The 24,565-nt window shown below is 61.7% G+C and carries 20 protein-coding genes; 10 read left to right on the top strand and 10 right to left on the bottom strand.

Annotated features, from left to right (window positions below; genetic code table 11):
• Window position 1 precedes the first annotated feature (1 nt).
• Window positions 2-1,000, top strand: a complete 999-nt coding sequence (locus tag SX1_RS03360) for an acyl-CoA dehydrogenase family protein (RefSeq protein ID WP_019051921.1) — start codon at window positions 2-4, stop codon at window positions 998-1,000.
• The gene (locus tag SX1_RS03355) at window positions 960-1,757 is read left to right on the top strand and encodes an SDR family oxidoreductase (RefSeq protein ID WP_019051920.1); all 798 of its coding nucleotides are present in this window, start codon (window positions 960-962) and stop codon (window positions 1,755-1,757) included. The genes SX1_RS03360 and SX1_RS03355 overlap by 41 nt, the downstream gene beginning before the upstream one ends.
• A gap of 2 nt (window positions 1,758-1,759) precedes the next feature.
• On the opposite strand, the gene SX1_RS03350 is transcribed toward SX1_RS03355, so the two are convergent.
• The 5 genes from SX1_RS03350 to SX1_RS03330 all read right to left on the bottom strand — a co-directional run bounded on the left by SX1_RS03350 (window position 1,760) and on the right by SX1_RS03330 (window position 9,865).
• Complete coding sequence (locus tag SX1_RS03350) at window positions 1,760-3,244, bottom strand: DUF1254 domain-containing protein (protein ID WP_026149467.1); 1,485 nt, start codon at window positions 3,242-3,244, stop codon at window positions 1,760-1,762.
• The gene (locus tag SX1_RS03345) at window positions 3,241-4,539 is read right to left on the bottom strand and encodes a spinster family MFS transporter (RefSeq protein WP_019051918.1); all 1,299 of its coding nucleotides are present in this window, start codon (window positions 4,537-4,539) and stop codon (window positions 3,241-3,243) included. Before SX1_RS03345 ends, SX1_RS03350 begins: the two co-directional genes overlap by 4 nt.
• Window positions 4,540-4,630: 91 nt before the next feature.
• The gene (locus tag SX1_RS03340; protein ID WP_026149466.1) at window positions 4,631-7,516 is read right to left on the bottom strand and encodes a TonB-dependent receptor plug domain-containing protein; all 2,886 of its coding nucleotides are present in this window, start codon (window positions 7,514-7,516) and stop codon (window positions 4,631-4,633) included.
• 67 nt (window positions 7,517-7,583) lie between these two features.
• A complete protein-coding gene (locus SX1_RS03335; protein WP_019051916.1) occupies window positions 7,584-8,666 on the bottom strand; it encodes a phosphotransferase family protein in 1,083 nt (360 codons plus the stop codon).
• Window positions 8,663-9,865, bottom strand: coding sequence for an acyl-CoA dehydrogenase family protein (locus tag SX1_RS03330; protein ID WP_081609924.1), 1,203 nt, complete (start codon window positions 9,863-9,865; stop codon window positions 8,663-8,665). The genes SX1_RS03335 and SX1_RS03330 overlap by 4 nt, the downstream gene beginning before the upstream one ends.
• A gap of 219 nt (window positions 9,866-10,084) precedes the next feature.
• Here SX1_RS03330 and SX1_RS03325 point away from each other — a divergent pair, with 219 nt between their 5' ends.
• The 7 genes from SX1_RS03325 (at window position 10,085) to SX1_RS03295 (ending at window position 17,362) form a co-directional block, all read left to right on the top strand.
• Complete coding sequence (locus SX1_RS03325; RefSeq protein WP_026149464.1) at window positions 10,085-10,792, top strand: carboxymuconolactone decarboxylase family protein; 708 nt, start codon at window positions 10,085-10,087, stop codon at window positions 10,790-10,792.
• A 73-nt stretch (window positions 10,793-10,865) separates the two neighbouring features.
• A complete protein-coding gene (locus SX1_RS03320; protein ID WP_241763581.1) occupies window positions 10,866-11,630 on the top strand; it encodes an enoyl-CoA hydratase/isomerase family protein in 765 nt (254 codons plus the stop codon).
• Window positions 11,631-11,633: 3 nt separating this feature from the next.
• Complete coding sequence (locus SX1_RS03315) at window positions 11,634-11,972, top strand: EthD family reductase (protein ID WP_019051913.1); 339 nt, start codon at window positions 11,634-11,636, stop codon at window positions 11,970-11,972.
• A complete protein-coding gene (locus SX1_RS03310; RefSeq protein ID WP_019051912.1) occupies window positions 11,965-12,759 on the top strand; it encodes an SDR family NAD(P)-dependent oxidoreductase in 795 nt (264 codons plus the stop codon). Before SX1_RS03315 ends, SX1_RS03310 begins: the two co-directional genes overlap by 8 nt.
• Window positions 12,737-14,278: a class I adenylate-forming enzyme family protein gene (locus SX1_RS03305; protein ID WP_019051911.1), complete on the top strand. Its 1,542-nt coding sequence runs from the start codon at window positions 12,737-12,739 to the stop codon at window positions 14,276-14,278. Before SX1_RS03310 ends, SX1_RS03305 begins: the two co-directional genes overlap by 23 nt.
• A 1-nt stretch (window position 14,279) precedes the next feature.
• A complete protein-coding gene (locus SX1_RS03300; protein WP_019051910.1) occupies window positions 14,280-16,349 on the top strand; it encodes a 3-hydroxyacyl-CoA dehydrogenase NAD-binding domain-containing protein in 2,070 nt (689 codons plus the stop codon).
• Window positions 16,346-17,362: an NADP-dependent oxidoreductase gene (locus tag SX1_RS03295; RefSeq protein ID WP_019051909.1), complete on the top strand. Its 1,017-nt coding sequence runs from the start codon at window positions 16,346-16,348 to the stop codon at window positions 17,360-17,362. The genes SX1_RS03300 and SX1_RS03295 overlap by 4 nt, the downstream gene beginning before the upstream one ends.
• A gap of 309 nt (window positions 17,363-17,671) precedes the next feature.
• Here SX1_RS03295 and SX1_RS23475 read toward each other — a convergent pair whose 3' ends face one another.
• The 5 genes from SX1_RS23475 to SX1_RS24155 form a co-directional block, all read right to left on the bottom strand.
• On the bottom strand, window positions 17,672-19,336 hold the full coding sequence (locus tag SX1_RS23475) for a VRR-NUC domain-containing protein (RefSeq protein WP_019051908.1): 1,665 nt from the start codon (window positions 19,334-19,336) through the stop codon (window positions 17,672-17,674).
• Window positions 19,333-20,388 carry a nucleotidyl transferase AbiEii/AbiGii toxin family protein gene (locus tag SX1_RS03285; protein WP_019051907.1) on the bottom strand — a complete coding sequence of 352 codons (1,056 nt, stop codon included), beginning with the start codon at window positions 20,386-20,388 and terminating at the stop codon, window positions 19,333-19,335. Before SX1_RS03285 ends, SX1_RS23475 begins: the two co-directional genes overlap by 4 nt.
• Window positions 20,385-21,038: a DUF6088 family protein gene (locus SX1_RS03280; RefSeq protein WP_026149463.1), complete on the bottom strand. Its 654-nt coding sequence runs from the start codon at window positions 21,036-21,038 to the stop codon at window positions 20,385-20,387. The genes SX1_RS03285 and SX1_RS03280 overlap by 4 nt, the downstream gene beginning before the upstream one ends.
• An 86-nt stretch (window positions 21,039-21,124) precedes the next feature.
• The gene (locus SX1_RS24160) at window positions 21,125-22,303 is read right to left on the bottom strand and encodes a competence protein CoiA family protein (RefSeq protein WP_157410100.1); all 1,179 of its coding nucleotides are present in this window, start codon (window positions 22,301-22,303) and stop codon (window positions 21,125-21,127) included.
• A gap of 232 nt (window positions 22,304-22,535) precedes the next feature.
• The gene (locus SX1_RS24155) at window positions 22,536-22,727 is read right to left on the bottom strand and encodes a hypothetical protein (RefSeq protein WP_167539632.1); all 192 of its coding nucleotides are present in this window, start codon (window positions 22,725-22,727) and stop codon (window positions 22,536-22,538) included.
• A gap of 606 nt (window positions 22,728-23,333) precedes the next feature.
• On the opposite strand from SX1_RS24155, the gene SX1_RS03255 reads away from it, so the two are divergent.
• On the top strand, window positions 23,334-24,539 hold the full coding sequence (locus tag SX1_RS03255; protein ID WP_019051901.1) for a hypothetical protein: 1,206 nt from the start codon (window positions 23,334-23,336) through the stop codon (window positions 24,537-24,539).
• The last annotated feature ends 26 nt before the right edge of the window (window positions 24,540-24,565 follow it).

The raw sequence follows: 24,565 nt of genomic DNA, 5'->3' as shown, positions 1-24,565 counted from the left end.
CATGAACCTCGCGCTCAGCGATGAGCAGGCCATGGTGCGCGACATGGTCCGCCGCTTTCTGGCGGACCGATATGACGCCACGACCATGGCGAAGGGGCCGATGCCGCTTGATGAGTGGCGCGCGCTCGGCGAGCTTGGCCTGTTCGCCTTGCTGATGCCGGAACAGGCAGGTGGCCTGGGGGGTGGCGCAGCGGAAGTGATGATCGTGTCGGAGGAGATGGGACGCGCCCTCGCCATCTCCCCGCTCGCTGAATCGATCCTGCTGTGTGGCCGAGCGATCGTCGGCAGTCCGGCTGCTGAACGCTGGGGCGAACGGCTGTTGCAGGGAGATGCCCTGCTGGCGTTGGCACGCGGCGGAGAATGTGCGGACGGAAAGCTCCGCGGATCGGCGGCCATCGTCCGTGACGGGATGGATGCTGACGCTATTGTGGTGGAAACAGCGGCGGGCGGGCTATTTCTGGTCGACGCCATGGATAGCGCAGTCCGCAGGACGCCGGTTCGCCTGGTCGACGGCAGCATGGCGGCCCAAGTGCAGTTCGATGCGGCGGAGGCCGTGGCGCTCACACTGCCCGCGACGCAATGGGATGAAGCACAGGCTCTTGCCGGGCTCTCGATAGTTGCCGAACTGGTGGGTGCGATGGCGACTTTGCTGGACCTGACGGTCGATTATGTCGGGCAGCGGCGGCAGTTTGGCAAGCCGATCGCCAGCTTTCAGGTCGTCCAGCATCGCTGCGCCCGGATGTACACCTGGCTGGAGCAATCCCGCTCAATGCTTTTGAAAGCGGCGTTGGTCGAGGAGGAGGAGCGGGTCCGGACCGTCACGGCGGCGAAGGCCTATGTAGGGGATGCCGCCTTGAAGCTTGCGGAAGAGGCCGTGCAATTGCACGGCGGCATGGGCGTGACCGATGAACTTGCGGTCGGGCGCGGCCTGCGCCGTGTGCTGCTGCTATCGCGCCTGCATGGCGGCGGATCTGCCGCGCGTGAAGCTCTGGCAGCCTGAAAGACTGGTCGTGGCAGCAAAAGGCAGGGTTGAAGGCAAGGTCGTCCTCGTAACTGGAGCTGGGCACGGCCTGGGTCAGGCCGATGCCGCAGCCTTGGCGCGCGAGGGCGCGCGCGTCGTCGTCGCCGACGTCGACGAGCAGGCGGCGCGGCGGGTCGCCGATGCGCTTCCGGCGGCCATGGCCCTGCATCTGGACGTGACCTGCGAAACGCAATGGCAGGCTTCGTTGGCGAAGATCATGCAGGTCCATGGCCGTCTTGACGCCCTGGTCAACAATGCCGGCATCGCCCGCTTCGAAACCGTCGAGCAATCCTCGCTTGAGTCGTTCCGCCGCGTGACTGCGGTTTCGGCGGAAGGGACGTTCCTGGGCTGCAAGACATGCCTGCCAGCGCTCACGGCAAGCGGGGCCGGGTCGATCGTCAATATCGCATCGGTTGCAGCCATTCGCGGCAATCCGGCAGTATTCGCCTACAGCGCGGCCAAGGGAGCCGTCCTCTCCATGACGCGCAGCCTGATCGTCCATTGCCAGCAGCAGGGCTATCCCGTTCGCGCCAACATGGTTCTGCCTGGCTCTCACGACACGGAGATGGTCCGTCAGGCTTATCATTTTGCTGCACCCGAATTGCGTGAAGCCGCCCGTCGTCATGAGGGCAAGCCGCAGCATGTCGCGGATCTGGTCCTGTTCCTGGTATCCGATGAATCGATCCGGTTGAACGGCGCGGAGATCGTCATCGACAATGGCCGGACCGTGGCCTGATGTCAGGGCGTTCCGCAGCCTTCTGAACCGGGCGTGCTGGCCATGTCGATCGGCTGGATGGCTGGCGGATGCCATTGCGCGTCCACCGCCCGATGTTGGGGCCGGTAAAGGCGCATCATCAGCATGAATGGTTCGCGCGGCGCCGGAAGCCAGTTGCTCCGCTTGTCCGCGCCGGGATCTTCATTCTGGATAAGGAGCCCAAGCGAACCATCCCTTCCGTAGACAATGCCCGGCGTCCGGTCGCCTATCGAATAGCGGTTGATAGAGTTGGCCGCCAGAAATCCCTTTTCATAGTAGAGCGTGATTGACCAGAAACCGTCTACTGGCGGCAGATCCTGCTTGCGAAAGCAGAGGATATATGTGTTCCGACCGTCAAGCTGTCGCCCCTGCGCATCGAGATGGGCGACCGGATACAGCGCCTCGTCCTTGTCCAGCACATAGATTTGGTCCATCGCCACAGCCGCCCGCAACAGGAAGTCATCGCCAAAGCGGGAACCGGCATAGCTGGTCGACCATCCGCCTGACATCGTACCCAGATGGCGTGTCTTCTCCCGAATGATCGCCAGCCCGTCGGCGACGCCACGCTCCATGGCGGCACGCACGGTCGGCGACAGCTGCGCGTAGCGAAAGCCATTGTCTATCGTGAGGCCGATCGGACGTAGCGACGCAATCAGGCCAGCATCCTCTTTTGAAACGCGCCAGTCTTCAAGCACCGTGCCGAGGTCGGCGAGAAGCGCCAGTCCCTTGGGCACATCATCCGCCTCACTGGCCAGAATGCGCTGGGATGCAATGGGTGCCGGAACGAGCCGGTTCGGACCCAACCATTGCCGCAGCCTTATCTGGTCCTGCAACCGGTGGACCTTTTGCAGATCCTGCGGTCCATCAACAAGGACGCGGCCCGCCACCATCAGATAGCGCTGCGTGCTGCGAACAATCTGTGCGCCCTTTGGAACATGACCCCGATAATCCGGTCCGACGATGAAAATGGGGGGCAGCTTGCTGCCATGACTGCTCTGGCCAAAGGATGTCCGGGTCGAACTATCAGCCTCGCCGAACTGAAAGACGTAGTAACGATGCTTGAAGTTCGGCGTGTCGAGTTGGAACGGCCCATCCTTCGTGTCCAGAAAGGCAAGGCTGTACAACGTGTCGTTATTGGGTGCGACGCCGATTCGCGTATCAGGTCCGGCAAGGTCGCGCGCCTGCCCGATCCGGTTGATCGGGGCCGTGGCGACAGTCTTGGAACGCGGCGCTAGGGGGTGGCTGGGCAGGGTTGCCTTCTCCCGCAACTGCGCCGCGCGCACCAGGGGATAGCCCCATATCGTGGCCCGAACGGCCAGCATATAGGGATCCGTGCTCTCTCCCGCAAATAGCTGCTGCGTATTGGCCGCGCTGGACGTCTGCCCTGCGCAGACCGGCGTGACGATGATATTCATCGCGAGCGCAAGCCGCACCGCGAAGGCGCGCAGGGATGGTACGGATATGCTCAAGGCTTCCGAAGATCCGCCGCGTAGAAGCGGCAGGCCCAACCAATACAACCGGCGCCCGCAAGCGAAAACAGGATGACTGTCGCCAGTGCATAACGCAGCGACGTGACCTGCATCCCGCCCGTCGCTGCCAGATAATCGCTGAGGAATCCCGTCACCGCTGGCCCCAGGCCCAACCCGAACAGGTTGAACACGAGCAATGTCACGGCAGAGGTCAATGCCCGGATACGGGGCGGGACGATGGACTGCGGCACGCCGATGATCGGGCCATAATAGAAGAACATGAGCATCGTCGCGACGAAACCGAACGCCAAGGAAGCGGTAAGCGATGGGACGAGAAACTGGGCCAGCGCTGCTGGCACCATCAGCAGCATCGCGACAGCGCTGACCCAGATGCGGCCAGAGGGATCGCGCGATCCCGCAGCGTCCGACAGGCGACCACCCAGATAGATGCCAACGCCGCCCCCCAGTCCGTTCATCAGGGCCAGCCAGGACGCAACATCGGCAAGCGGCATGTGATGGACACGCATGTAGAAGGGCGCGGACCAGCTCATCATCGCATATTGGGCAAAGGCGTGGAGCGTGGTGCCAATCAGCATGAAGCGATAGGTCCGCAGTCGCCACAGGAAAAGCATCGCTTCGCCCACGGGAGGCGCGCCGTCCGCCTTCGCAGACGCCGCCGATCCAGTGCGTACAGGCTCCTTGACCAGCAGCAACACAAGCGGGGCCAGAGCCACTCCCGCAACGCCAATCACACCGAAGGCGAGCCTCCATCCCAATGCCGAGGCGATCCAGCCGCCCGACGCATAGCCGAACATAATCCCCGCCGGAAGCGCCAGCCCCCAAAGGGCTAGCGCCGTGACCCGCTTTTCGGGCGGATAATAGTCAGCGATGATGGAATGGGACGCGGGCACTGAACCCGCCTCCCCCAGCGCGACCCCGATGCGGAAGGCCACCAGAGACCCAAAGCCGGTGGCCAGGCCCGAAAGTGCTGTCATCCCGCTCCACGTTGCGAGCGAGGCGGCGATGATGTTGCGGCGATTGAATCGATCCGCCAGGCGCGCGATCGGAAGGGATAGCGTGGCATAGAACAGCGCGAAGGCAAGGCCGGTGAGCAGTCCAAGCTGGCCGTCGCTCAGCCCAAGTTCACGCTTGATCGGTTCCTGAAGCACCGACAGTACCGTGCGGTCGATATAGTTGAACATGGACACGAGGCCCAGCATGACCAGCATCGTGCGGCGCAGCCTCGCATCGGACGTCGGCGGCGGCACGGTGAGGCCGATGGGAGGGCTGTTCATGCGACTACCTCTTGAAAGGCTTTGTGATTGAAGGGAGGCCCGCAGCTGGCGCGCCTCCCCGAATTATCGAACATCCCTGTCCAGTGGGCCATCAGAACTTGAAACGAACCCCCGCCGTCAGCGTGCGTCCGGCGACATTGTAGAGCGTGAACAATGTCGGGTAGAGAAGTCCCGGCGCGGCGGCGGCGGCTACCAGCGGGGGCTTGCGATCAAGCAGGTTCGTCGCCGTCACGAACAGCTCCGGCTCCCCGCGGACGTCGAATTTATAGGAAGCCGTCGCGTCGGTATAAAAGACAGGCTTGATCGCCGGCACCGCGTAGAAGGAGGTCGGATCATTCTTCAGGTTGCCGATGGTCACCTTGCCGATCATCTGCTCCTGCACGAAAAGCGTCAGGCCACCATTGGTGTAGTTGGCGCTAAGCGTCCCCCGGAACTTGGGATAGGCATAACCGGTCTGGCTGTTGACGCCATGGCCCGCATAATCGATCACTGGCGCAATCGAGTTGGTCTGCGTCTTGTAGCGATCCAGATAGTTCGCAAAGGCGCGCAGCGTCAGATCACCCTCGCCCAGCTTGGTGCGATACGACATGGTGATGTCGAGACCGCTGGTGCGCAGGAAACTGATATTCTGTGTAATCAGGCTCACGGAAATCGGATAGTTGGCGGCTGTCCGGTCGCTGAATGGCAGCGGCCGTTCGATCAGGGCGCAAGTGGGCGAGGTGCCGTTGGACGTTTCGCATTCATTGACCACGTCGTTCAGCCCCTGCGTGGCGATGGCGCCCTTGATCTTGAGGTCATAATAATCGACCGAAATGTCAAAGCCAGGCAGGAAACTGGGGCTGAGGACCACGCCGGCAGCGAATGTATCGCCGGTTTCCGGATCAAGGTTGGGATTGCCGCCGCTGAACTGGCGGATCGAACCCGGCGTCCCGGTGTGGGGATCGTTGAAGTTCACCGGCTGGGTCTGAACGCCCGCAAACAGCTCGAACAGCGAAGGCGCGCGAATATCGCGTGAGCGCGTCACACGGAACATGATGTCGTTGATCGGCTTGTAGACAGCGCCCACCTTCCAGGTCTTGACGCTTCCGCTCGTGCTATAGTCGGTGATACGGAAGGCACCGTTGAGGCTCAGTTCCTCGGCAAAAGGCTGGCCTTTGAATACCGGAACCTGCGCTTCGGCAAATGCTTCCTTCACGTTGAGTTTGCCAAAGGCCGATCCGACATTGGTGTTGTTGAAACGGGTCTGGCGATTGGCCGGCACGCCACGCAGGCCGGTGAAATCCACAGGCACGGCGGGGTCGGAATTGGACGTGAGATCAAGCTTCTGCCGACGATATTGCGCACCGATGGCGACCGTGACCGGCCCTGCCGGAAGCTCGAAAATATCTCCGCGCGCCGAAACCACGAAATCGTCCGTGCTGTTCATGGCCCGATAGCGCGAAACGCCAAGGACCGTTTGCAGATCGGCGGCAGAGGGCGTCCCCGCCCCGAACACATTGAGCGGCGTGCAATTTGGATACAGGCCGGGGTTGGTCAGCGTCACGCGGCATACGATCGAGCCGTTTGGCGCACGCACTGCGTCAAGCGCGGCTGCAAGCTTGGGAACCTCAACCTGCGTCTGTGCAAATTTGGTGACGGATTTGCCGTGGGTGTAGTCGGCGGTGACGTTCCATCCGCCAAGGTTCCACTCAAGCCCGCTGTTGATCAGATAGGCGTCGGTCGCTTCGCGCGTCGGGATCGGTCCCTGTTCAGCGATGAAGCGGAACATGGCGAACGAATCATTGGGGCCCATCTGAGCTTGCACCGCGGGATTGAGGAAGGCGTTGCCACTGAAGAAACGGAAACCAAGCACCGATTGCGCCTGCGTGTCATAGCTGGTGACGCTGCGCGAATAGCTGCCCTGGACATGGGCGGTGAGCGTATCCGTCATGTCATAGGCGATGCGGCCAAAACCCTGCGTCGTCGTCAAGGGGGCGATCAACTGGTTGAAGCCGGGGATATAGAGGCCATCGCCGCCGACATTGGTGCCAGGCGTGCCGGTGGGCGTGCCGCGCTGGATCGGCCGCACGGCCCCGCCAGGCAGGAAGATCGAATTTGTGAGCGAGGGGACCGTGCTCGACGTGATGATGCCATTATTATAGTCGTTCGTCGTGAAGCGCAGGTTGGGCAGGAAGGTGAACGGGTTGCCCGCCCGACCCGGCGCCACTGTCGATCCGGGAACCGACCCCACGGCTGCATAGGCGTCATCGCCATAGACGCGCGCGCTGCGATTGATGCCGTCGCTGTCAAAACGCTCGATGGAGGCAAGCACATGACCCCGGTCGCCTGCAAAACTCATGCCCCCAGCGATGCCGATGCGATAGTTGCCAAGATCTCCGCGCGTCGAAACGCCGCGCTGCGCCACGCCCTTCACGCCCGTGAATTTCTTGTCGAGAACGAAGTTGACGGCGCCGCTGACCGCGTCGGACCCATAAACGGCTGAAGCACCGCCGGTCACCACATCGACGCGCTGGATCAGCAGCTGGGGAATAGTGTTGACGTCCACCGCGCCCCGGAAGGTCGTGGGCGGCACGCGAATGCCGTCGAGCAGGATCAGCGCACGGGTCGGGCCAACACCGCGCAGATTGAGCAGGTTGCCATGCTCGCCGCTATTGCCCTGCAACTGACTGTTGGATTGCGGGCTGACCGAATTGGCGAACTGCGGCAGCTTGTTGATGGCATCTGCCAGATTGGTGGGCGTCGCCTTCTCCAGTTCCGTGGTAGGCGCGACGGTGACGGGCGTCGGCTGGTTATAGCCGTCGCGCACCACGCGCGTTCCGGTGACGATGATGTCTTGCGCGGATGGCGCAGCGGCATCCGCCGCTGGCGTGGCGTTGGCTGCGGTCGCGGCAGATTGCGCATGCGCCGGCGCGACTATCCCGGCAAACGCGCATCCGGAAAGGAGCGCTACTCGGCCTATTTGAAACCTTTTCATCATCATCTCTCCCTCAGATTTGAGCTATTTTGTCTTGCGCCCAGATATTTCTTGTTGCCCCATCACACGGTCAGCCTGCGCCAGCCTCCTGCGCTGCCAGCCAGGCCGCCTTGGCGAGTGGCTCGATCCGCGTGACGATGTCGCTGGCATTGTTTGCGGTCTGCACGCCGTCGCGGGCACGCCCCGCAATCCCTTGCAGGATCGCCGCAACCCGGAACAGGTTGAACGCGCGGTAGAAGGGGTGGGTCGGATCGCCCCGAAGACCCGTTCGCTCGCAATAGCGACGGGCATATTCGTCTGCGCTCGGGATGCCGAGCGCGGCGAGATCAGCCCCCTGCAACGTCCCGCGCACGTCCACCCCCTCCGGCCTGAACCATTCCATCATATGATAGGTGAGGTCGCCGAGCGGATCGCCGAGCGTGGACAATTCCCAGTCGATGACCGCCAACACCCTGGGCTCGGTCGGATGCACCAGCAGATTATGGAAGGAATAATCCCCATGGATGATCGTGGTGCGTTCGTCGGTGTCCGGGATGGCATCGGGCAACCATGCGAGCAGCCGGTCCATCTCTGGAATGTCGCGGGTGCGAGATGCCTCATATTGCCGCGACCAGCGGGAAATCTGCCGCGCAAAATAGTTGCCCGGCCTGCCATAGTCGGCAAGCCCAAGCGCCGCGAAATCGACGAGGTGCAGGCGGGCGAGCGTTTCATTGGCCGAATCATAAATGGCGGCGCGCTGGGCATGGTCGAGGCCGGGCATGCGCGGATCCCAGAAACTGCGCCCCGGCACATAGCGCATCACATAGAAGATGCTGCCGATGACATCCTCATCCTCACACAGCAGCAGCGGCTCCGCCACCGGCAGCCCGGCTTCGTGCAGGACTTTGGTTATCCGATATTCGCGATCCACGGCATGGGCGGACTTCAGCAGGATGCCGGCCGGTTTGCGGCGCAGGACATAGCTGTGATCCGGCGTCGACAGGAGGAAGGTCGGATTGGATTGCCCGCCTTCAAACTGCTGAACCCGCATCGGCCCCGAAAATCCGGTAATCCGGCCAGAAAGATAGGCGGCCAGGCGGGCCTCGTCGAAGGCACTGTTGACGGCGACATCGACCGTCGAGCCGATCGTCGCGGCAGGCTGCGCGCCGCTCACGCCCCCTTCCCTTCGGCATATTTGGCCAGTTCCATTCGGGCAAGCTGCCGCTCGTGCACCTCGTCCGGCCCATCGGTCAGGCGCACGATGCGGGTATTGGCCCACAGTTCCGCCAGACCGAAATCATCACTGACACCGCCGCCTCCATGCGCCTGAATTGCGTCGTCGACGATCTGCTGCGCCATTTTGGGCGCGGCGATCTTGATCATGGCGATCTCCGCGCGCGCGGCCTTGCTGCCAACAACATCCATCTTGTGGGCCGCCTTGAGGCAGAGAAGGCGCGCCATCTCGATCTCGCAGCGCGCTCTGGCGATCCGCTCCTCCCAGACAGAGTGTTCGGCGATCACCTTGCCAAAAGCCCTGCGCGACAGGAGGCGGCGGCACATTTTTTCCAGCGCCACTTCCATCGTCGCGATGTTGCGCATCGTGTGGTGGATACGACCGGGACCAAGACGGCCCTGCGCGATTTCAAACCCGCACCCCTCGCCCAGCAGCATATTTTCCGCCGGGACGCGAACATTGTCCAGCGCCACTTCGAAATGCCCGTGCGGCGCGTGATCATAGCCAAAGACAGGCAAATGGCGCACCAACGTCACACCAGGCGTGTGACGGGGCACCAGGATCATCGACTGCTGCCGATAAGGCGCAGCGTCAGCATCTGTCTTGCCCATGACGATGAAGAAGTCGCAACGCGGATGTCCAGCACCCGACGACCACCATTTCCGGCCATTGATGACGTAGTCACTGCCATCCCGGCGAATATCGGTCTGGATATTGCGCGCGTCGGAGGAGGCGACGGCCGGCTCCGTCATCAGGAAGGCGGAGCGGGTTTCCCCATCGCGCAACGGCACCATGAATCGCTGCTTCTGGTCTGCTGTGCCATAGCGGTGCAGCACCTCGAAATTGCCGGTATCGGGCGCCATGCAGTTGAACACTTCGCTGGCGAAGGAAATCCGCCCCATCAATTCGGCGATCGGGGCATATTCGACATTGGTGAGGCCAACACTGGTGAAAAATTCATCGTCATGCTCAGATGGCGGCATGAAGATATTCCACAGCCCCGCTTGTCGTGCCTTGTCCTTGAGTTCGTCGAAAATCGGCGGAATCTCGGTCCAGCGATCAATCGCGGCGGACTGCTGGTGATAGAGGGGAACGGCAGGAACGATGTGCTCCTCCATGAACGCTCTTACACGCTCCATCCACTCCATGGATTTAGGCGATTGTTCGAAATCCACGCATCCACTCCAGATATACCGCCGGATTCGAGCCGGCTCGCCCCTTTCTTTAGGACTCACCCGACCGATCGGTCGAGAAATAAATAGTCGACCGACTGGTCGGCTGTCAAACTGGTCAGGAGAGAAATTTTCGGTTGACGCCCGACCAGTCGGTCGATCATTTGGATGGCAGGAGAGCATGCGATGACGAATAGCCCATTGATGGATGTCGCCCTGCTGCGGGGCTATGCGCCCTACACGCTGGCTGGCTATGCCAGTTTCCGGTCGGTCATCGAGTCGGATGGCGCGGTTCCCGCGAAACTGAAAGCGCTGTTCGCGACCGTGGCTGCGATCGATCGCCGCCACCTCACCCTTGCCCGGCAGGAAATGGAACGGGGCGTCGCACTCGGCCTGACCGCGAAGGACGCGACCGCCGGGCTGATCGTGCTCTCCAGCCTTCGCGGCGAAGCGGCGGCACTCGATTTCGCACAGATCATCAGTGACAGCTTTGACGATGTGCAGGCTCCGCAGCCGCAACCATTGCCAAAGGCTGGCCATGGAGAGGCAGAGGCGAATTTCCGCGCCTATTGGGCAGGCGCTATTCCAGCGCCATTGGGCGCCCTGATGCGGCTCGTGCCCGAAGCGGCGGACGCCTATTACCTGATGCGGCGGGGCAGCATCGACGCCAACCCATTGTCCGCCAAATATGGCGAGCTGCTTTTGCTCACCATTCTTGCGGCCGGATACAGTCCGATGGCGGCAACCCATGTGCGCGGCGCGCGCAATGCGGGCGCCAGCGACGAGGAAATTGCCGAGGCGGTGCTTTGTGCCGTCCCATCTGCGGGAATTGCTGCGTGGATGGCGGTGGGGGGCATGCTCGCCCCGCCGGAAGAGGGCGGCATAGCACGTTGAAACAACCAGTCTTTTTACATCTTTGCCAAGGAGAAGTTACATGGAACCGGAAAAGGACGTCATCCAATATGAAGTGGCCGATAACGGCATCTGCACGATCTGGCTCAATCGCCCCCATGTGAAGAATTGCGTGAGCCCGCAGCTTCTGCGCGACCTTGAAACGGCGGTGGACAAGGCGGCAGAGGATAATTCGGTCCTGGCCGTCGTATTCCGCGGTCGCGGCAACACCTTCTGCGCGGGTGCCGACCTCGGTCAGCTGGTCGGTCCGGTGCTGCACGAAACCAGCACGTCGCTTCAGCTCGCGATCGACTCGGCGCGCACCTACGACAAGATCTACAACATGAAGAAGCCGACCATCGCCTGCGTCGAAGGCTATGCGGTCGCCGGGGGCTTCGAGCTGTTCATCTCGTGCGATTTCGGCATCGCCGCCGACGACGCCAAGATCGGCGACTTCCACATCCGCCGCGCACTGTTCGGCGGCGCCGGCCCGATCTATCGCCTGCCGCGCTACATCGGCATGCGCAAGTCGAAGGAACTGATGCTGACGGGCAAGCTGCTTTCGGGCAAGGAATGCGTCGAATGGGGCCTGTGCAATGCGTCCGCGCCCAGCGATCAGCTTGAGCAGCTGATCCAGGATTTCTGCGCTCCGCTGATCGACAAGAGCCCCTTCTGCATGTGGATGACCAAGATGGCGGTGAACCGCGGTATGGACGCCGACACCAACTCGCTCATCACGCTGGAAACCATGACCTGCAACGTGGTGCACCATTCGGCCGATGCGAAGGAAGGCGTCGCGGCGTTCCTCGAAAAGCGCCAGCCGGTCTGGACGGGCAAATAAGCCATGGCGGTCAGCATGGTCGTCCTGGCCAGCCGGCCGCAGGACTGGACTCACGAACAGTTCACCACCTGGTGGCGTGGGCCGCACGCCGACGCCGCCAGGGTTCTGCCCGGCCTTATCGCCTATCGGCATGGGGCGGTGACAAAGGATTATGACAGTCCGGAAGCGCCGGGCTGGGACGGCCATGCCGTGCTGACATTCGCTGACCAGGCGGCGCTGGACATCGCCTTTGCCTCGCCCGAATGGAAAGCGGCGACAGCGCAGACCAGGGGCATGGGCGGTCGGCGGATCATCCTGATCACCGACGAAATCGATCTGCTTGCCGGAGGTGATCATGACTGACTGGAAACCCGGCTTCGCCGCCGCTCAGTTCCGTCTCGACGGCAAACGTGCGCTCATCACCGGTGGACGCGGGGCGCTCGCCGAAGCGATGGCCGCGACACTGGCCGATCTGGGCTGCGCCGTCGCGCTGGCATCACGGACGGAGGCGGATTGCGCCGATCTGGCGGCAGGGATAGCGGATCGCTTCGGAGTGCCAGCCGCAGGCCTGGCTTGCAATATCGCCGACGAAGCGTCCGTCGAGGCCACAATCGCCCGAACGGTAGAGCGATTGGGGGGGCTCGACATCCTCATCAACAATGCCGGCGCATCCTGGTGGGGTCTGCCGCAGGACATTCCGCTCAAGGGCTGGCAAAAGGTGATGGATGTCAACGTGACCGGCACCTTCCTGGCCTGCCGTCATGCTGCGCGCCACATGATCGCCCAGGGCGGCGGGGCGATCGTCAATATCGCATCGGTTGGCGCCTTCCTGTCTTATCAGCCGGACGCGGGACAGGTCGTCCCCTACACCACCAGCAAGGCGGCGATCGTTCACCTGACCAGCGACCTGGCCGCTCAATGGGCCGGGCACAATATTCGGGTGAATGCCATCGCCCCCGGATCGATCGAAACGGGCATGACGGAAACGCTGGACCCCGCCATTCAGGAAAAAACGCGGGCTGGCATATTGATGCGCCGCTTTGGCCGCCCCGACGAAGTGGCTGGCACGCTGGCGCTGCTGGCGTCCGATGCGGGCAGCTTCATCACTGGTCAAACCTTCCTCGTTGATGGAGGGCAATCCCTTGCCTGAAGAACAACGCCATCCGACGTTTCAATGGAACGCCGAGCGGCTCTGGCCGCAGTTCGCGCGCCTTGCCGACGCTGAACCGGACGCGCTCGCGCTGGCCGATTGCAACGACCGTTTATGGAGCCGGGCCGAATTGCGCGCGCAAGCGGTCGACATTGCGGCGCGGCTCAGGTCTGTGGGGGTAGAGCCGGGCGACCGCGTCCTCGTGACCGGGCACAAGAGCCCGGCGACGATTGCCACGGCGCTTGCCGTATCATCGCTGTGCGCCACATTTTGCCCGGTATCGCCAAAGCTCGGCGCGGGCGATCTTGCCGTGCTCGAACCCTTGCTCGGTCATGCTGCGAAGGTAAGCGGCGCCGACGACACCTTGCCCGAAGTTACTGCCGGGACAGGCACACGGTCGCGTGATCCGCGCGACGCCGATGCCGCACTCATCGGCTTCACCTCCGGCAGCACCGGCGTTCCCAAGGGCGTGATGCACGGCCCGGAAGCGCTCAACTATGCAACCCGCGCCTGTGCGGCCATAGCCGGCCTTGATCCGCGCGACGCGATATTGGGCATTGTCCCGCTCGACAGCGCCCCCGGCTTCACTTTCACGGCCCATTTCGCGCTGTCTTTGGGACATCCGCTCGTGCTGGTGGACCCATGGGTGCCAGCCGAAGCACTTCGGCGAGCCGAACGCTACGGATGTGGCTGGGCCATTGCCGTCCCGACCCACCTGTTCACGATGGTGGAAGCAGCCCGCCTCGGCGAATGGAGCGGTCGCCTTCCCCTCCGCGCCATGGCTGTGGGGGGCAGCGCCATGACTCCGGAACTGATCGCTGACGCCGACCGATTGCTGGGGCTCAAGGCGCTGCGCATGTTCGGCATGTCGGAATGCATGGGCCATGCCTCGACCAGCCCCACGGACCCGCTGGAGCGCCGCCAGCTTTTTGACGGCATCCCCTTTCCCGATACGCAGGAAGAGGCATTCGATCCCGATATGAAAGCGCTGCCTAGGGGCAGCCGGGGGCAGGCAGGCGTCCGCGGGCCATCCCTTTTCCTGGGCTATGCGCAGGGCTTGGGCGCCGGGCAGGAGCGCATGACGCCGGATGGCTTCTACCTGACCGGGGACGAAATCATCCGTGATGAAGAAGGGTTCGTCCGGGTGGTCGGCCGGATCAAGGACCAGATCATCCGGGGCGGCTTCAATATCGACCCTGCCGAGGTGGAGGCTGCGCTGTTGCGACACCCCGCCATTGCCGAGGTCGCGGTGGTCGCGGTGCCCGAACGCAAGCTGGGCGAGCAGGCCTGCGCGGTCTGCCGCCTCAGGGCACAAGGCAGCGGCATGGACCTGCCTGCACTGCTGGACCATCTTTCGCAGCAAGGCCTTTCCCGCAAGAAATGGCCTGAACATCTGGTGCTGGTCGAGGAAATGGCGGTGACCGCCACCGGCAAGCTCGACAAGAAGGCGATGGCCGCCATTGCCGTGGAAGAGGTCGCCCGCAGGCGCGCCGCACCACCCGCCACACAGGACGCATGACATGAACCAGACCGCCAGCAGCGTCGTCACGGACGGCATTGCGCTCATCACGCTGGACAATCCGCCGGTGAACGCCTTGTCAGCTCCCCTGCGGCAAGCATTGCAGTCTGAACTCGATCGGGCGTTCCGCGATGATCAGGTGCATGCGATCGTGCTGATATGCGCGGGGCGCACCTTCATCGCCGGCGCGGACATCACCGAATTCGGCCAACCCTGGCAGTCGCCGTCCTTACCGGACCTGTGTGCCATGCTCGACGCCGCGCCCAAGCCTGTCGTTGCCGCCATTCACGGCACTGCGCTGGGCGGAGGTTTTGAACTGGCGCTCGCCTGCCACTATCGCGTCGTCGCAGCAAGTGCGCGCGTAGGCCTGCCCGAAGTCAATCTTGGCCTGCTTCCCGGCGCAGGCGGAACCCAGCGCGTGCCAAGGGTCGTCGGTGCTAAGGCCGCGTTGGACATCGTCACATCGGGTCGCCAGATCAAGGCGAAAGAGGCGCTGTCGCTCGGTCTGGTGGACGCGATCGCCCATGATCCATCGCTTCAATCCGAAGCGCTGGCCTTTGCCCGGCGCGTGGTGGCGGATGGCGCGGCGAAACCGCGGATCAGAGATCGGACCGATGCCATCGAAGGCGACCGGAACGCCCCGGACCTCTTCACGACTTTTGGAACGACGAACGCACGCCGGTTCAAGGGTTTTCCCGCGCCTGGCGCGATCATAGAGGCCGTGCAGGCGGCGGTGATGCTTGATTTCGATGATGGCCTGGAAAAAGAAGCGGCCTTGTTCGAGCAGCTGGTCGCCAGCCCCGAATCCGCCGCCCAGCGCCATGTCTTCTTCGCCGAGCGGGAGGCGGCACGGGTGCCGGACATCGGGCCGGAGACGGCGGCGATCGATATAGCGGCGGTTGGCGTTATCGGCGCAGGCACCATGGGCGGCGGCATCACGATGAATTTCCTGAATGCCGGCATCCCGGTGACGCTGGTCGAAACCAGCCAGGAGGCGCTGGATCGCGGGATCGCCACGATCCGCCGCAACTATGAGGCAACCGCCAGCAAGGGGCGAATGACCGGCCAGCAGGTCGAGCAGCGCATGGCGCTGATTTCGCCCAGCCTGGAGCTTGGCGCGCTTGCCCATGCCGACCTTGTTATCGAAGCCGTCTATGAGAGCATGGACGTCAAGACCGATATTTTCGCGCGGCTCGACCGGATTGCCAAACCGGGTGCGATCCTGGCGTCCAACACATCCTTCCTCAATCTAGATCGCATCGCGGCAGCGACCAGTAGGCCCGAATGGGTCGTGGGGCTCCATTTCTTCTCGCCCGCCAATGTCATGCGCCTGCTGGAAGTCGTGCGCGGCGCCGCCACCGCAAAGCCCGTGATTGCGACGGCGATGCGGCTCGCCAAGCGGATCGGCAAGGTCGCCGTGCTCAGCGGCGTGTGTGACGGTTTCATCGCAAACCGGTTGCTCGCGCCCCGCGGGACACAAGCCGAAGCGATGATGCTGGAAGGCACGCCCATTGAAGCGATCGACCGCGTGTTGGTCGATTATGGCTTCGCCATGGGGCATTTCCAGATGATGGATCTGGTGGGGCTCGATGTTATTGGCCGGAACGCGACCGAACGCACCGTCATGGGCGATCTGGTCGCCGCCGGTCGGCTGGGCCAGAAGCGCGGTGCGGGCTACTATGATTATGATGAGAAGCGGCGCCCCCATGCGTCAGACCTGACCGCAACCTTGATCAGCCAAGTTGCGGCGGCAGGATCCGTTGCGCATAGCCCAACGGTGGGGGATGGGGCCATTCTGGCGCGCCTGCTCTATCCGGTCGTCAACGAGGGTGCGAGAATATTGGAAGAAGGCATCGCGCTGCGGGCATCCGACATCGATATAGCAGCGGTGCTCGGCTATAATTGGCCGGTCTATCGCGGCGGGCCGCTCTTCTGGGCCGATCAGGTCGGGTTGGGCAAGATCGTGGCGGACATGCGTCGGCTTAAGGCGCTGCATGGCGAAACCTTCCGCCCGGCTCCGCTGCTCGTGCGACTGGCGGAGGGGGGCAAACGGTTCGGCGACCGGTCATGAGCCTCAATCGCTCCTGGCTATTGGCGCGCAGGCCCGAAGGTGCGGTGCAGACGGACGATTTTGCCTATCATGAGGAGGCATTTGAAGCGCCCAGGCTGGACGAGGGAGAGATTCTTGTCCGTACGCGGATCATTTCCTGCGCCCCCACGATCCGCAACTGGTTGAATTCGCCCGAACGCAGCTATCGCGGTGCGATCGGCATCGGCGAACCGATCCGGGGCATGGCAGCGGTTGAAGTGCTGGCGTCGCGTCATGCGCGGTTTGAAGCCGGACAATGCGCCACGGCCGTGGCGCCCTGGCAGGATTATGCAGTCCTACGCCCCGATGCGGCAGTCGTCCCGGTCACGCCTATCCAGGCGTGGATGGACCCGGTCGACGCCATGACACTATATTCGCCGAACAGCCTGACCGCCTATTTCGGTCTTTTTTCGGTGGGAGAGCCAAAGCCCGGCATGACCGTCCTTGTGTCCGGTGCGGCCGGGTCGGTCGGTGCGATGGTGTGCCAGATGGCTCGCATCGCAGGCTGCCGGGTCATTGCAGTTGCCGGAGGTCCGGAGAAATGTCGCTGGCTGGAAGAGGAAGTCGGCGCAGACATCGCGATCGACTATCGCTCGACGGACTTTTCAGCGGCTTTGAAGGACGCCACGCCTGTCGGCGTAAACATCTTTTTCGATAATGTAGGCGGGGACGTGATGCAGGCCGCTATCGACAGGATGGCGCCACATGGCCGCGTCGTGCTGTGCGGACAATTGTCCGCTTATGATTCGAACAGCCTGGCGGCTGGCCCCAGAGATATGATGAAGCTGGTCTATGGACGGATCAGGATGCAGGGCTTTGTCGTTGGCGACTATGCTGACGAATATGCGTCGGCGATAGCCGCCATACGCCAGTGGGAGGCAGAAGGGCGCCTACGCAATCGTTATGATATGCGGGACGGGTTCCATCATATACCCGACGCCTTCGTCGATATCTTCCAGGGACGAAATGCCGGAACACTGATCGTCCGAATCTAGGTGTTTAGCCCCCTTTGGAGGGGCCAAAATCATTCCCACTCGATTGTTCAGGTTCATCATAAGTTACTGTAATTGCTAGAGAAAATATTTATTTTTATGTGGGCTGCCGAAAGTAGGTCCGTCAAATGCTTAACCTTATGATTTTAAAGCAGAAAATTGCCGAATTTACGGGACCAGGTTTTCAGCAACAATCGCCATCAATCGGCTACTTTGCCGCACTGGTTTGGTGAAACGACCTCGAATTTTACTTTAGCAATTTACCGTCGAATCGGAAACCGGTTTCGACGCACCTAATCACCGAATTTCCCATCAGGATGTCTTCCGCACTTCAGCCAGGCCTACCTCGAAACCGAGCGGCAGCAGCAACTTGGAGATCAGCCGTGCCTGACTGGCATGAAAAGAGTCGCTCGGTCCCTTGACCTCGACGAATTTGACCTTGCCGTCTTGCCATAGCGTGAGGTCTGGCCAGCCAGCGCGCAGGTCATAAGGAGCTGTTGCGAATATGGCGGCGATTTCGGCGAGACGATAGGGTCCCAGCGCGTCAAACAGACTGGTCACGTGATGCTCGCGGACGTTGGGGTAATATGCCGGAGAATTGCCGGCGCTCGCAGCAATCACTTTCCAGTTCCTCTCGATTTGGCGCCGAGTCGCATTCGAGACGGTTGCGATCAGTCGTTCCGGCGCAAAGCGATCCTGGTCGAAGGCCACATTCTGGGCATAGAGTGCCTCGATGAAGGTGTCAGAATTGCGGACATCGACCGCTTCGAATGAAGCCGCCTTGATGAGCGTCAGGATCAGCCCGCCTTCCGATGCGGCACCCTCCCATCCGATTGACCTGTAGTGGTCGAGAGCGCCGATTTCGACCGTCGTCCACGGACCGTTTGCTTCGTGCCTCCAGTCTTTGCCGTCTCCCTTTTCAAGCAGGACCACTTCGTGCTGGATTCCAAGCCGCCCTGCCTGTTGCTCGAATCGGCTCAGCCGTTTGGCACCCGGTTTGGCGACGGTTGTTCCCAGCGTTTTTCGGAGCTGCTCGACGCGGCGGGCAACACCCACCTTCGGATCGATGGTAAGCGCGTCGTCATAGGCCTTCACGGCCTGAGCGATCTCGCCCGCCTGTTCATGGAGTTCGCCGAGTAGCCGATGGGCCCGGGCCTGTTGCCATACCTCGCCGTCCCGGGCGGCGACCCCCAGGCCTGCGATGATCTCGCTGCGAAACGGATGATCGTTTGCGCTCGTTGCAACCAGGACGGACTGGATGACGTTCAGGTCACCAGCGCCAATCCTGCGTAGCTCCCAGGCTTCGCGCTCGACCATGGTCCCAGTGAAATCATAACAGGCGCGCTCACCATCCTTCGTGCAGAGATAGACCCGCCGGTCTTCGCAATCCCACTCATAATGCTCGGCCCAGCCGGTCTCGACTTCCCACCGCGCCATCTCGCTGCCGGCAGCAAGATCGAAGAGCATGTAGCGGCTGCTGTCAGCGCTGCCGGGCGCATTTGCCGTCTGGCAGATCGCGAACTGCCCGTCAGGGGACAGACTGTTGCTCATCAAATTGGCGGCAAACTGCTGTGTTACCAACTGGGTTCCGTCTAATGCGAACGCGACAAAACGCCCTTTCAGACCCTCGCCGAACATCCAGTCGTGCAGGATCACTGTGCCGTTGTCAGCAACACAGCCCTCCTGCGGTCGTTCAAGACTTCCAGTCGTTACGATCCTGTCATCAAGAAGCAGCGACCATGACCCGTGTCCTTCACTTCGATAACCGCCCCGGCTGCCATCAGGCGTCCTGTCTGCCCAGATCAGGCGGTAGCGCCTGTTCGGCGAAACGGCCTGGTGGCCAATGAAATCGAGCGCATCGATGCTGACAAGATTATGCCCGAACTCCTCGATCTTGAGCTGGCCTGCGTGTGGAGGGGGCGAAGGTTCATGTGCAGCTTCCCGCTTCGAGAAAAGCCGTTGAAAGAAGCCCGTCACGATTGCGCCCCTTGAGCGTTCAATTCAGCCTCCAGCGCGGCAATGGCCTCAATCACCGCGTCAAACTCGGGCGGTTCGCCAAAGATCATCACGCTCATGGCGCGATAGTCCTGCCGCAGATCGTCCACCATCGCTCCATCGGGGCACAGAGCAAATGTTGGTGGTTGCGCCGAGGCCAAGTCGAAATCGGGTCGATTGAAAAACATTCGGGCATGGGCGACGCAATCTGCCCCCAGCGCAGCATCCTTCGTTGCTGCTTTGCCGCTGTCGGACTGGAGCATGCGGAAGAGATCGTAATAGTGCCGTGAAATGCGCTGGCCATTGCCGCGGAGCAGTCCGCGAATGTCATACCAGCGGCGCAGACCATGAAGGATCACGACCTTGTCCCAGAACGTCCGTTCCGCATCGACTACGGTGATCCCTGGCACCGCGAGGTCAATCCTCGGAACGTCGGCGTCGACATAGGGCGTGATCGTCCGCACCGAATTGGGATCGAGCGCTGACTTTGCGCCGGATTCGATTTTGACCGACTTGGCGATGTAGGCATCTGTTGGCGTGACGCTGGGATAGCCAAGCAGCAATGTCTGCCGGTCATGCGCATCGGCTTTTACTGTAAGCGCATCTTGACCGAGGCCGGTGCGCGCGCACGTTTCAGCGCATATAATCGCCAGACGCTCTGCAAGTGGGCCATTGATATAGACTTCACAGGCTTCCTTGATCGCATCGAGCGCTGCAGAGCGCTTTTTTCCGCTCAACGCAGCTAGTTCATCGACGGTCGCCGGAATCCCGAGATCGTCGCGGAAGACCGTGACGTCGATGTCTTCTGAAAAGCGCTGGATCAATCCAAAGGCTTTGGAAAGCGATGTGCCGCCCTTGAACAGCAGACGGGGGCCGTCGCCCAGCCCGTTGAACAGGGCATCGAGCGTCCAGCATACCCAGAAGTCTTTTTCGACATTCTGCGGGGTCGTACCAAGGCGCTGCGCGGTCGCTGCGAACAGGCCGCTTCGGGTCTGCGCCTCTGCGCGCAGAATATCGTCAAAGGCGGCATTCATGCAGCGGACGCTTTATCGGCGATGAGTGGCCGCAGCATGTCCTGCATCCAGGATGGAAGTGTCGTCATTCCATCGGCAAGATCATCCCGCAGGTCTGCCCCATGGACGGGATCAGCCAGCAGACTGGCCAGTCTCTGGCGCCATTGACCATCATCGTCTCCCGGCATCGTGTCGCGCAGCCAGTGGAGGGCTTGGACGACGCGCATGGCGGGGCGACCCGCCCAATGAAGTTTGCTGGCAGCCGTGTGCTTGAACGTGATGGCGAGATTGCCGAGCTTGATCGACTTGGGCCGGGCTTCGCTGTGCACGACGATTTTTGCCGGCACGGCATTGGTGAAGCCGAGATCGTTGGCAGCGGTCATGCCGTCAACCAGCACGCGGATCTGGTCGCGCCGTGCAACGGCGTCGATGACAGCCCTTGGATCGGGAGCACTTTGCTGCTGGGTCAGGCTGTTAAACAGCGGCTTGTCATAAAGCCCACGGTCGATCCGCCGCAATTCACCCCATTTAACGAGGCGCTGGAGCGTCTTGTCGACCGCGTCGCGTCCGCCAAGATCGAGAAAATCCGTGGGCGTCCAGACAGCACTCGTCACGCCTTGGCCAATGCGGTCGAGGATGAGGGCTTTGAGACGGGGCGACTGGGTGTCCATGTCCGAAATTTGTATCACAATTTCGGACATTGTCTATGCCAGAGTGTCCGAAAAATGTAGACATATTTCGGACAGAAATAGAGCAGCTATAGCATGCCTGCGGGCAAGGCCCATCTCGGTAGCCGACCGAGATCCTGTAACTCGGCACGTACGACACCATTAAATACCTCCGGGAACAACCTGGCCATCGCCTGCCACAATGGATGTTCCACTCCGATTTGCACGTCACCATCGGCTGCTTCCGCAAGTTTACGGGTAAGAGACTCGACGACCAATAGAGGGCTAAGCGCTGTCTGACTCAAAAAGACCTCGATCAGTCGGCCACAATGCCGGAAATCGCCGGACATCAGCTTGCTGTTGAGCATCTGCAACACCGCATTTTCGCCCTTGAATTTGGTGATGTGCAGAACCGGCGCACCCTTTTCGGCACTATGTGCGACTGAACTCAATATGGCGAACAACATCGCTGTATGAGCCCGGGCGCGATCCGAACGCACGGCCCAAAACTCTGCTTCCCATGCTGGAAGCCCCGGCACATCAAGCGCAAGCGCCTCCCAGGCACTCGCCAATGCGTCACTATAGAATGGCCAATCCGGCTTAAGCTGTCGCGCCTCACGCAGTGCCTTCCACCAATGGTCACGCTCCTTCTTGCACCACGCTTCAAGCAGGTCACTGCGCCGATCTTCCAAAAAAACAGAACGCCCCGAACCGGTTTGCAGATCGTCAAGCGCCACCAAGCGAGGCAAAAGCCAACCGCCCTGGCCATCCTCCAACAAGCATTTGAGAACGATTGTACCACGTTCGATCGACGTGAATTCCGCCTCCTCATCGAATATGAACGCATTTCCTCGCTGCATCGTCACGACATCGTGAAAACCCTGTGGCATTGGATCTTCGAGCGCGTGGAATATCCAGACGAGTTTGACCCCCTCAGCCTCATAGTGAAGATGGCGGGCTGCAATTTCCGGCGCAAAGGGTTTGGACAATTGCACTTCAAGCGCGAACCGGCCCAATCCATCGAAAACAGCATAAACATCCGGCCAACGGCCACGGGCATGAATGGCCGGTCGCAAATAGGTGTTGACCGAGGATTCAAGGCATCGGGAGTCTAATTTTGCCAATTCTTCCAGCCTCGCACAGAGGCGACGGTGTAAGGCAGATTCTTGATGCCCCTGATATTGTGCAGCACGGGCATCATCAGGACGAAGATTACCGCCATCATACCAGGGACAATCCTTGCTCGCCTCCGGGAAGTGCGCATACATCGGAACATGTCCAGTCTGTGTCGCTTGTGACCGAATATACACCCCGCCTCCGCATAGTCTGCACTTAGCCAGAGGCTGAGACCGGTCCTGCTGACGGCGAAGATTTATCTCCCGCCTCAGGTGATCCCATCCCGTCCGGGGCATTCCCATCAACTGTTCGATCGAAACTGAGCCACGCGGCAATTCGAAATCGGCAATCTGGATGGTACGCTGACGATCACGCACTACAACTTCACTCCGGCAAGCGGGGCGTCGCAACCCAGTCAACCTTCTCATGGCCAGCCGCTACCTCGCCGCCAAAGCGGCGCAGATGGACCACTCGAAAGTCATCAACCTGTTCAGTCCGCACCATCGCCGCCTTCTCCATCCGATCGAGCAATTCGTCCATCGCCCGATGGGATATTCCAAGGCCAATCTTGCTCAACCATGTTGCCAGAATCTGTGAATTCGCCACGCGTTCGCGAGCGAGCACGTCCAAGATCTCTCGCGATTGTAGCGATTCCCGAATTATGTTGAACTGGTCTGGCAAGTTGCGGAGATTATTCACACAAATATCTATAGTCCGAGGCTGCTGCAAAGTAAACATAACGGGAACGATATGAGATTTGGGGAATGCCTTCCCCTGAGCCGGAGCCGCTGTGCTGTCTCCGGCTACCCCTTCTGCGGGGCTCACCCCGCAACGCCCCGAGAAGCGGAGCGGGGCTGGCGACGCGCTCTTTTCCGCAAGGCCGTTGGCCTTGCTCCTGAGGGCGCGGCGTTTTGAAGAGAATGGCCCTGCAAGCACTCTGAACCGGCGGTCATGGTGTCACGCGCGAGCTCGGAAATCCGACAAGCCCCGGCTTTCCGCCTGCACGAGCAATGGACCAATCTCCGCCTCCTTTCAGGGTGCGGTTTCCTGCTTTGGCAATCTCGCTGGTCGCTCGCGCAATGAGAAGCATGGGTAGGTTAGAGTAAGAGGATGGCGGGCTTCGCCGTGACGGGATGAGGGTCGAGAGAGAGGCTCCCGGCCGCCCGTCATGGAGGTTTCCCCATGAATATGCAGGTTCTGGATGCGCGCCGCGATGTGAGCGGTGGTTATAAGGTTGATGTTTCCCGCGGCCAGCGCGTCGGTCGGGTTTCGTCAGAATGGTTCTCGCGGCCCGATGACGAGCGGTTTCTCTCGCTTGGCGATCTGGCCCGATCCGTGCGCGGGCGTTCCGAGCGCAGTCGGACCCGGGTGGTCGAAAGCGCCCTGATCCATGTCGAGGCAAACCGCAACGACCCCGAGCGCCTGGCGCTGATCCTGCCAGGCAGCGATGCGCCGGTCACGCCGACCCACTGGAGCTTCGGCCAACTGGCAAGTCAGGTCGGCGCGCCAGCAGCCTATCTCCGCCAGCTTCCGGCCCCGCTCGCGGCGATCAACCTGCAATATGGTCTGACCACAAACAGGGCCGAGCAGATCAAAACACTGGAAACCGACGATCCTGTTTCTGGGAGAAGGCTGGAACTGCGCGCTGTGACCGGCCCCGATTACGGCCGGATCTACGACCATGAACTCGTCGAAGCGGTGCAGAAGATCGCAGGTAATGGCACCGGCGACACGCGCTGGAAGGTGCCGGGCGTGCTCGACTGGTCGACTGGCGTCTACAATCCCCGCGTCGACATCACCCGCGACACGACCACGCTCTACGCATCAGACCGGGACGTTTTCTTGTTCCTGGTCGACGATCTCAACCCGATCGAAGCAGGACGCCTGCCCGATGGGTCGCCCGATCTCTATTTCCGGGGCTTCTACTGCTGGAACTCCGAGGTTGGGGCCAAAACGCTTGGCATGGCAAGCTTCTACCTCCGCGCCGTCTGCCAGAACCGGAACCTCTGGGGCGTGGAAGACTTCGAGGAAATCAGCATCCGCCATAGCAAATATGCGGCGAACCGCTTTGCCCACGAAGCCGCACCGGCCCTGGAAGGGTTCGCCAACTCCTCGCCGCAGCCCTTCGTCAACGGCATCAAGGCGGCACGGGAGCGCATCGTCGCTCGGACCGACGAAGATCGCAGTGACTTCCTGCGGAACCGCGGCTTCTCCAAGGCCGAGACCGGCAAGATCATCGAGACCGTGCTGGCCGAGGAAGGCCGTCCGCCGGAATCGATCTTCGATTTTGTGCAGGGCATCACCGCGCTGGCGCGCGACAAGGCGCATCAGGATGCCCGCCTCGACATGGAGGGCAAGGCGAAGAAGCTGCTCGACCGGGTGCACTGATCCCGGACACCATCCCGGTATTTCTC

The organism is Sphingobium xenophagum NBRC 107872, assembly GCF_000367345.1.
Lineage (GTDB): Bacteria > Pseudomonadota > Alphaproteobacteria > Sphingomonadales > Sphingomonadaceae > Sphingobium > Sphingobium xenophagum.
The sequence above is the reverse complement of the archived record's forward strand: the minus strand, read 5'-3'. Positions and strand labels throughout refer to the sequence as shown.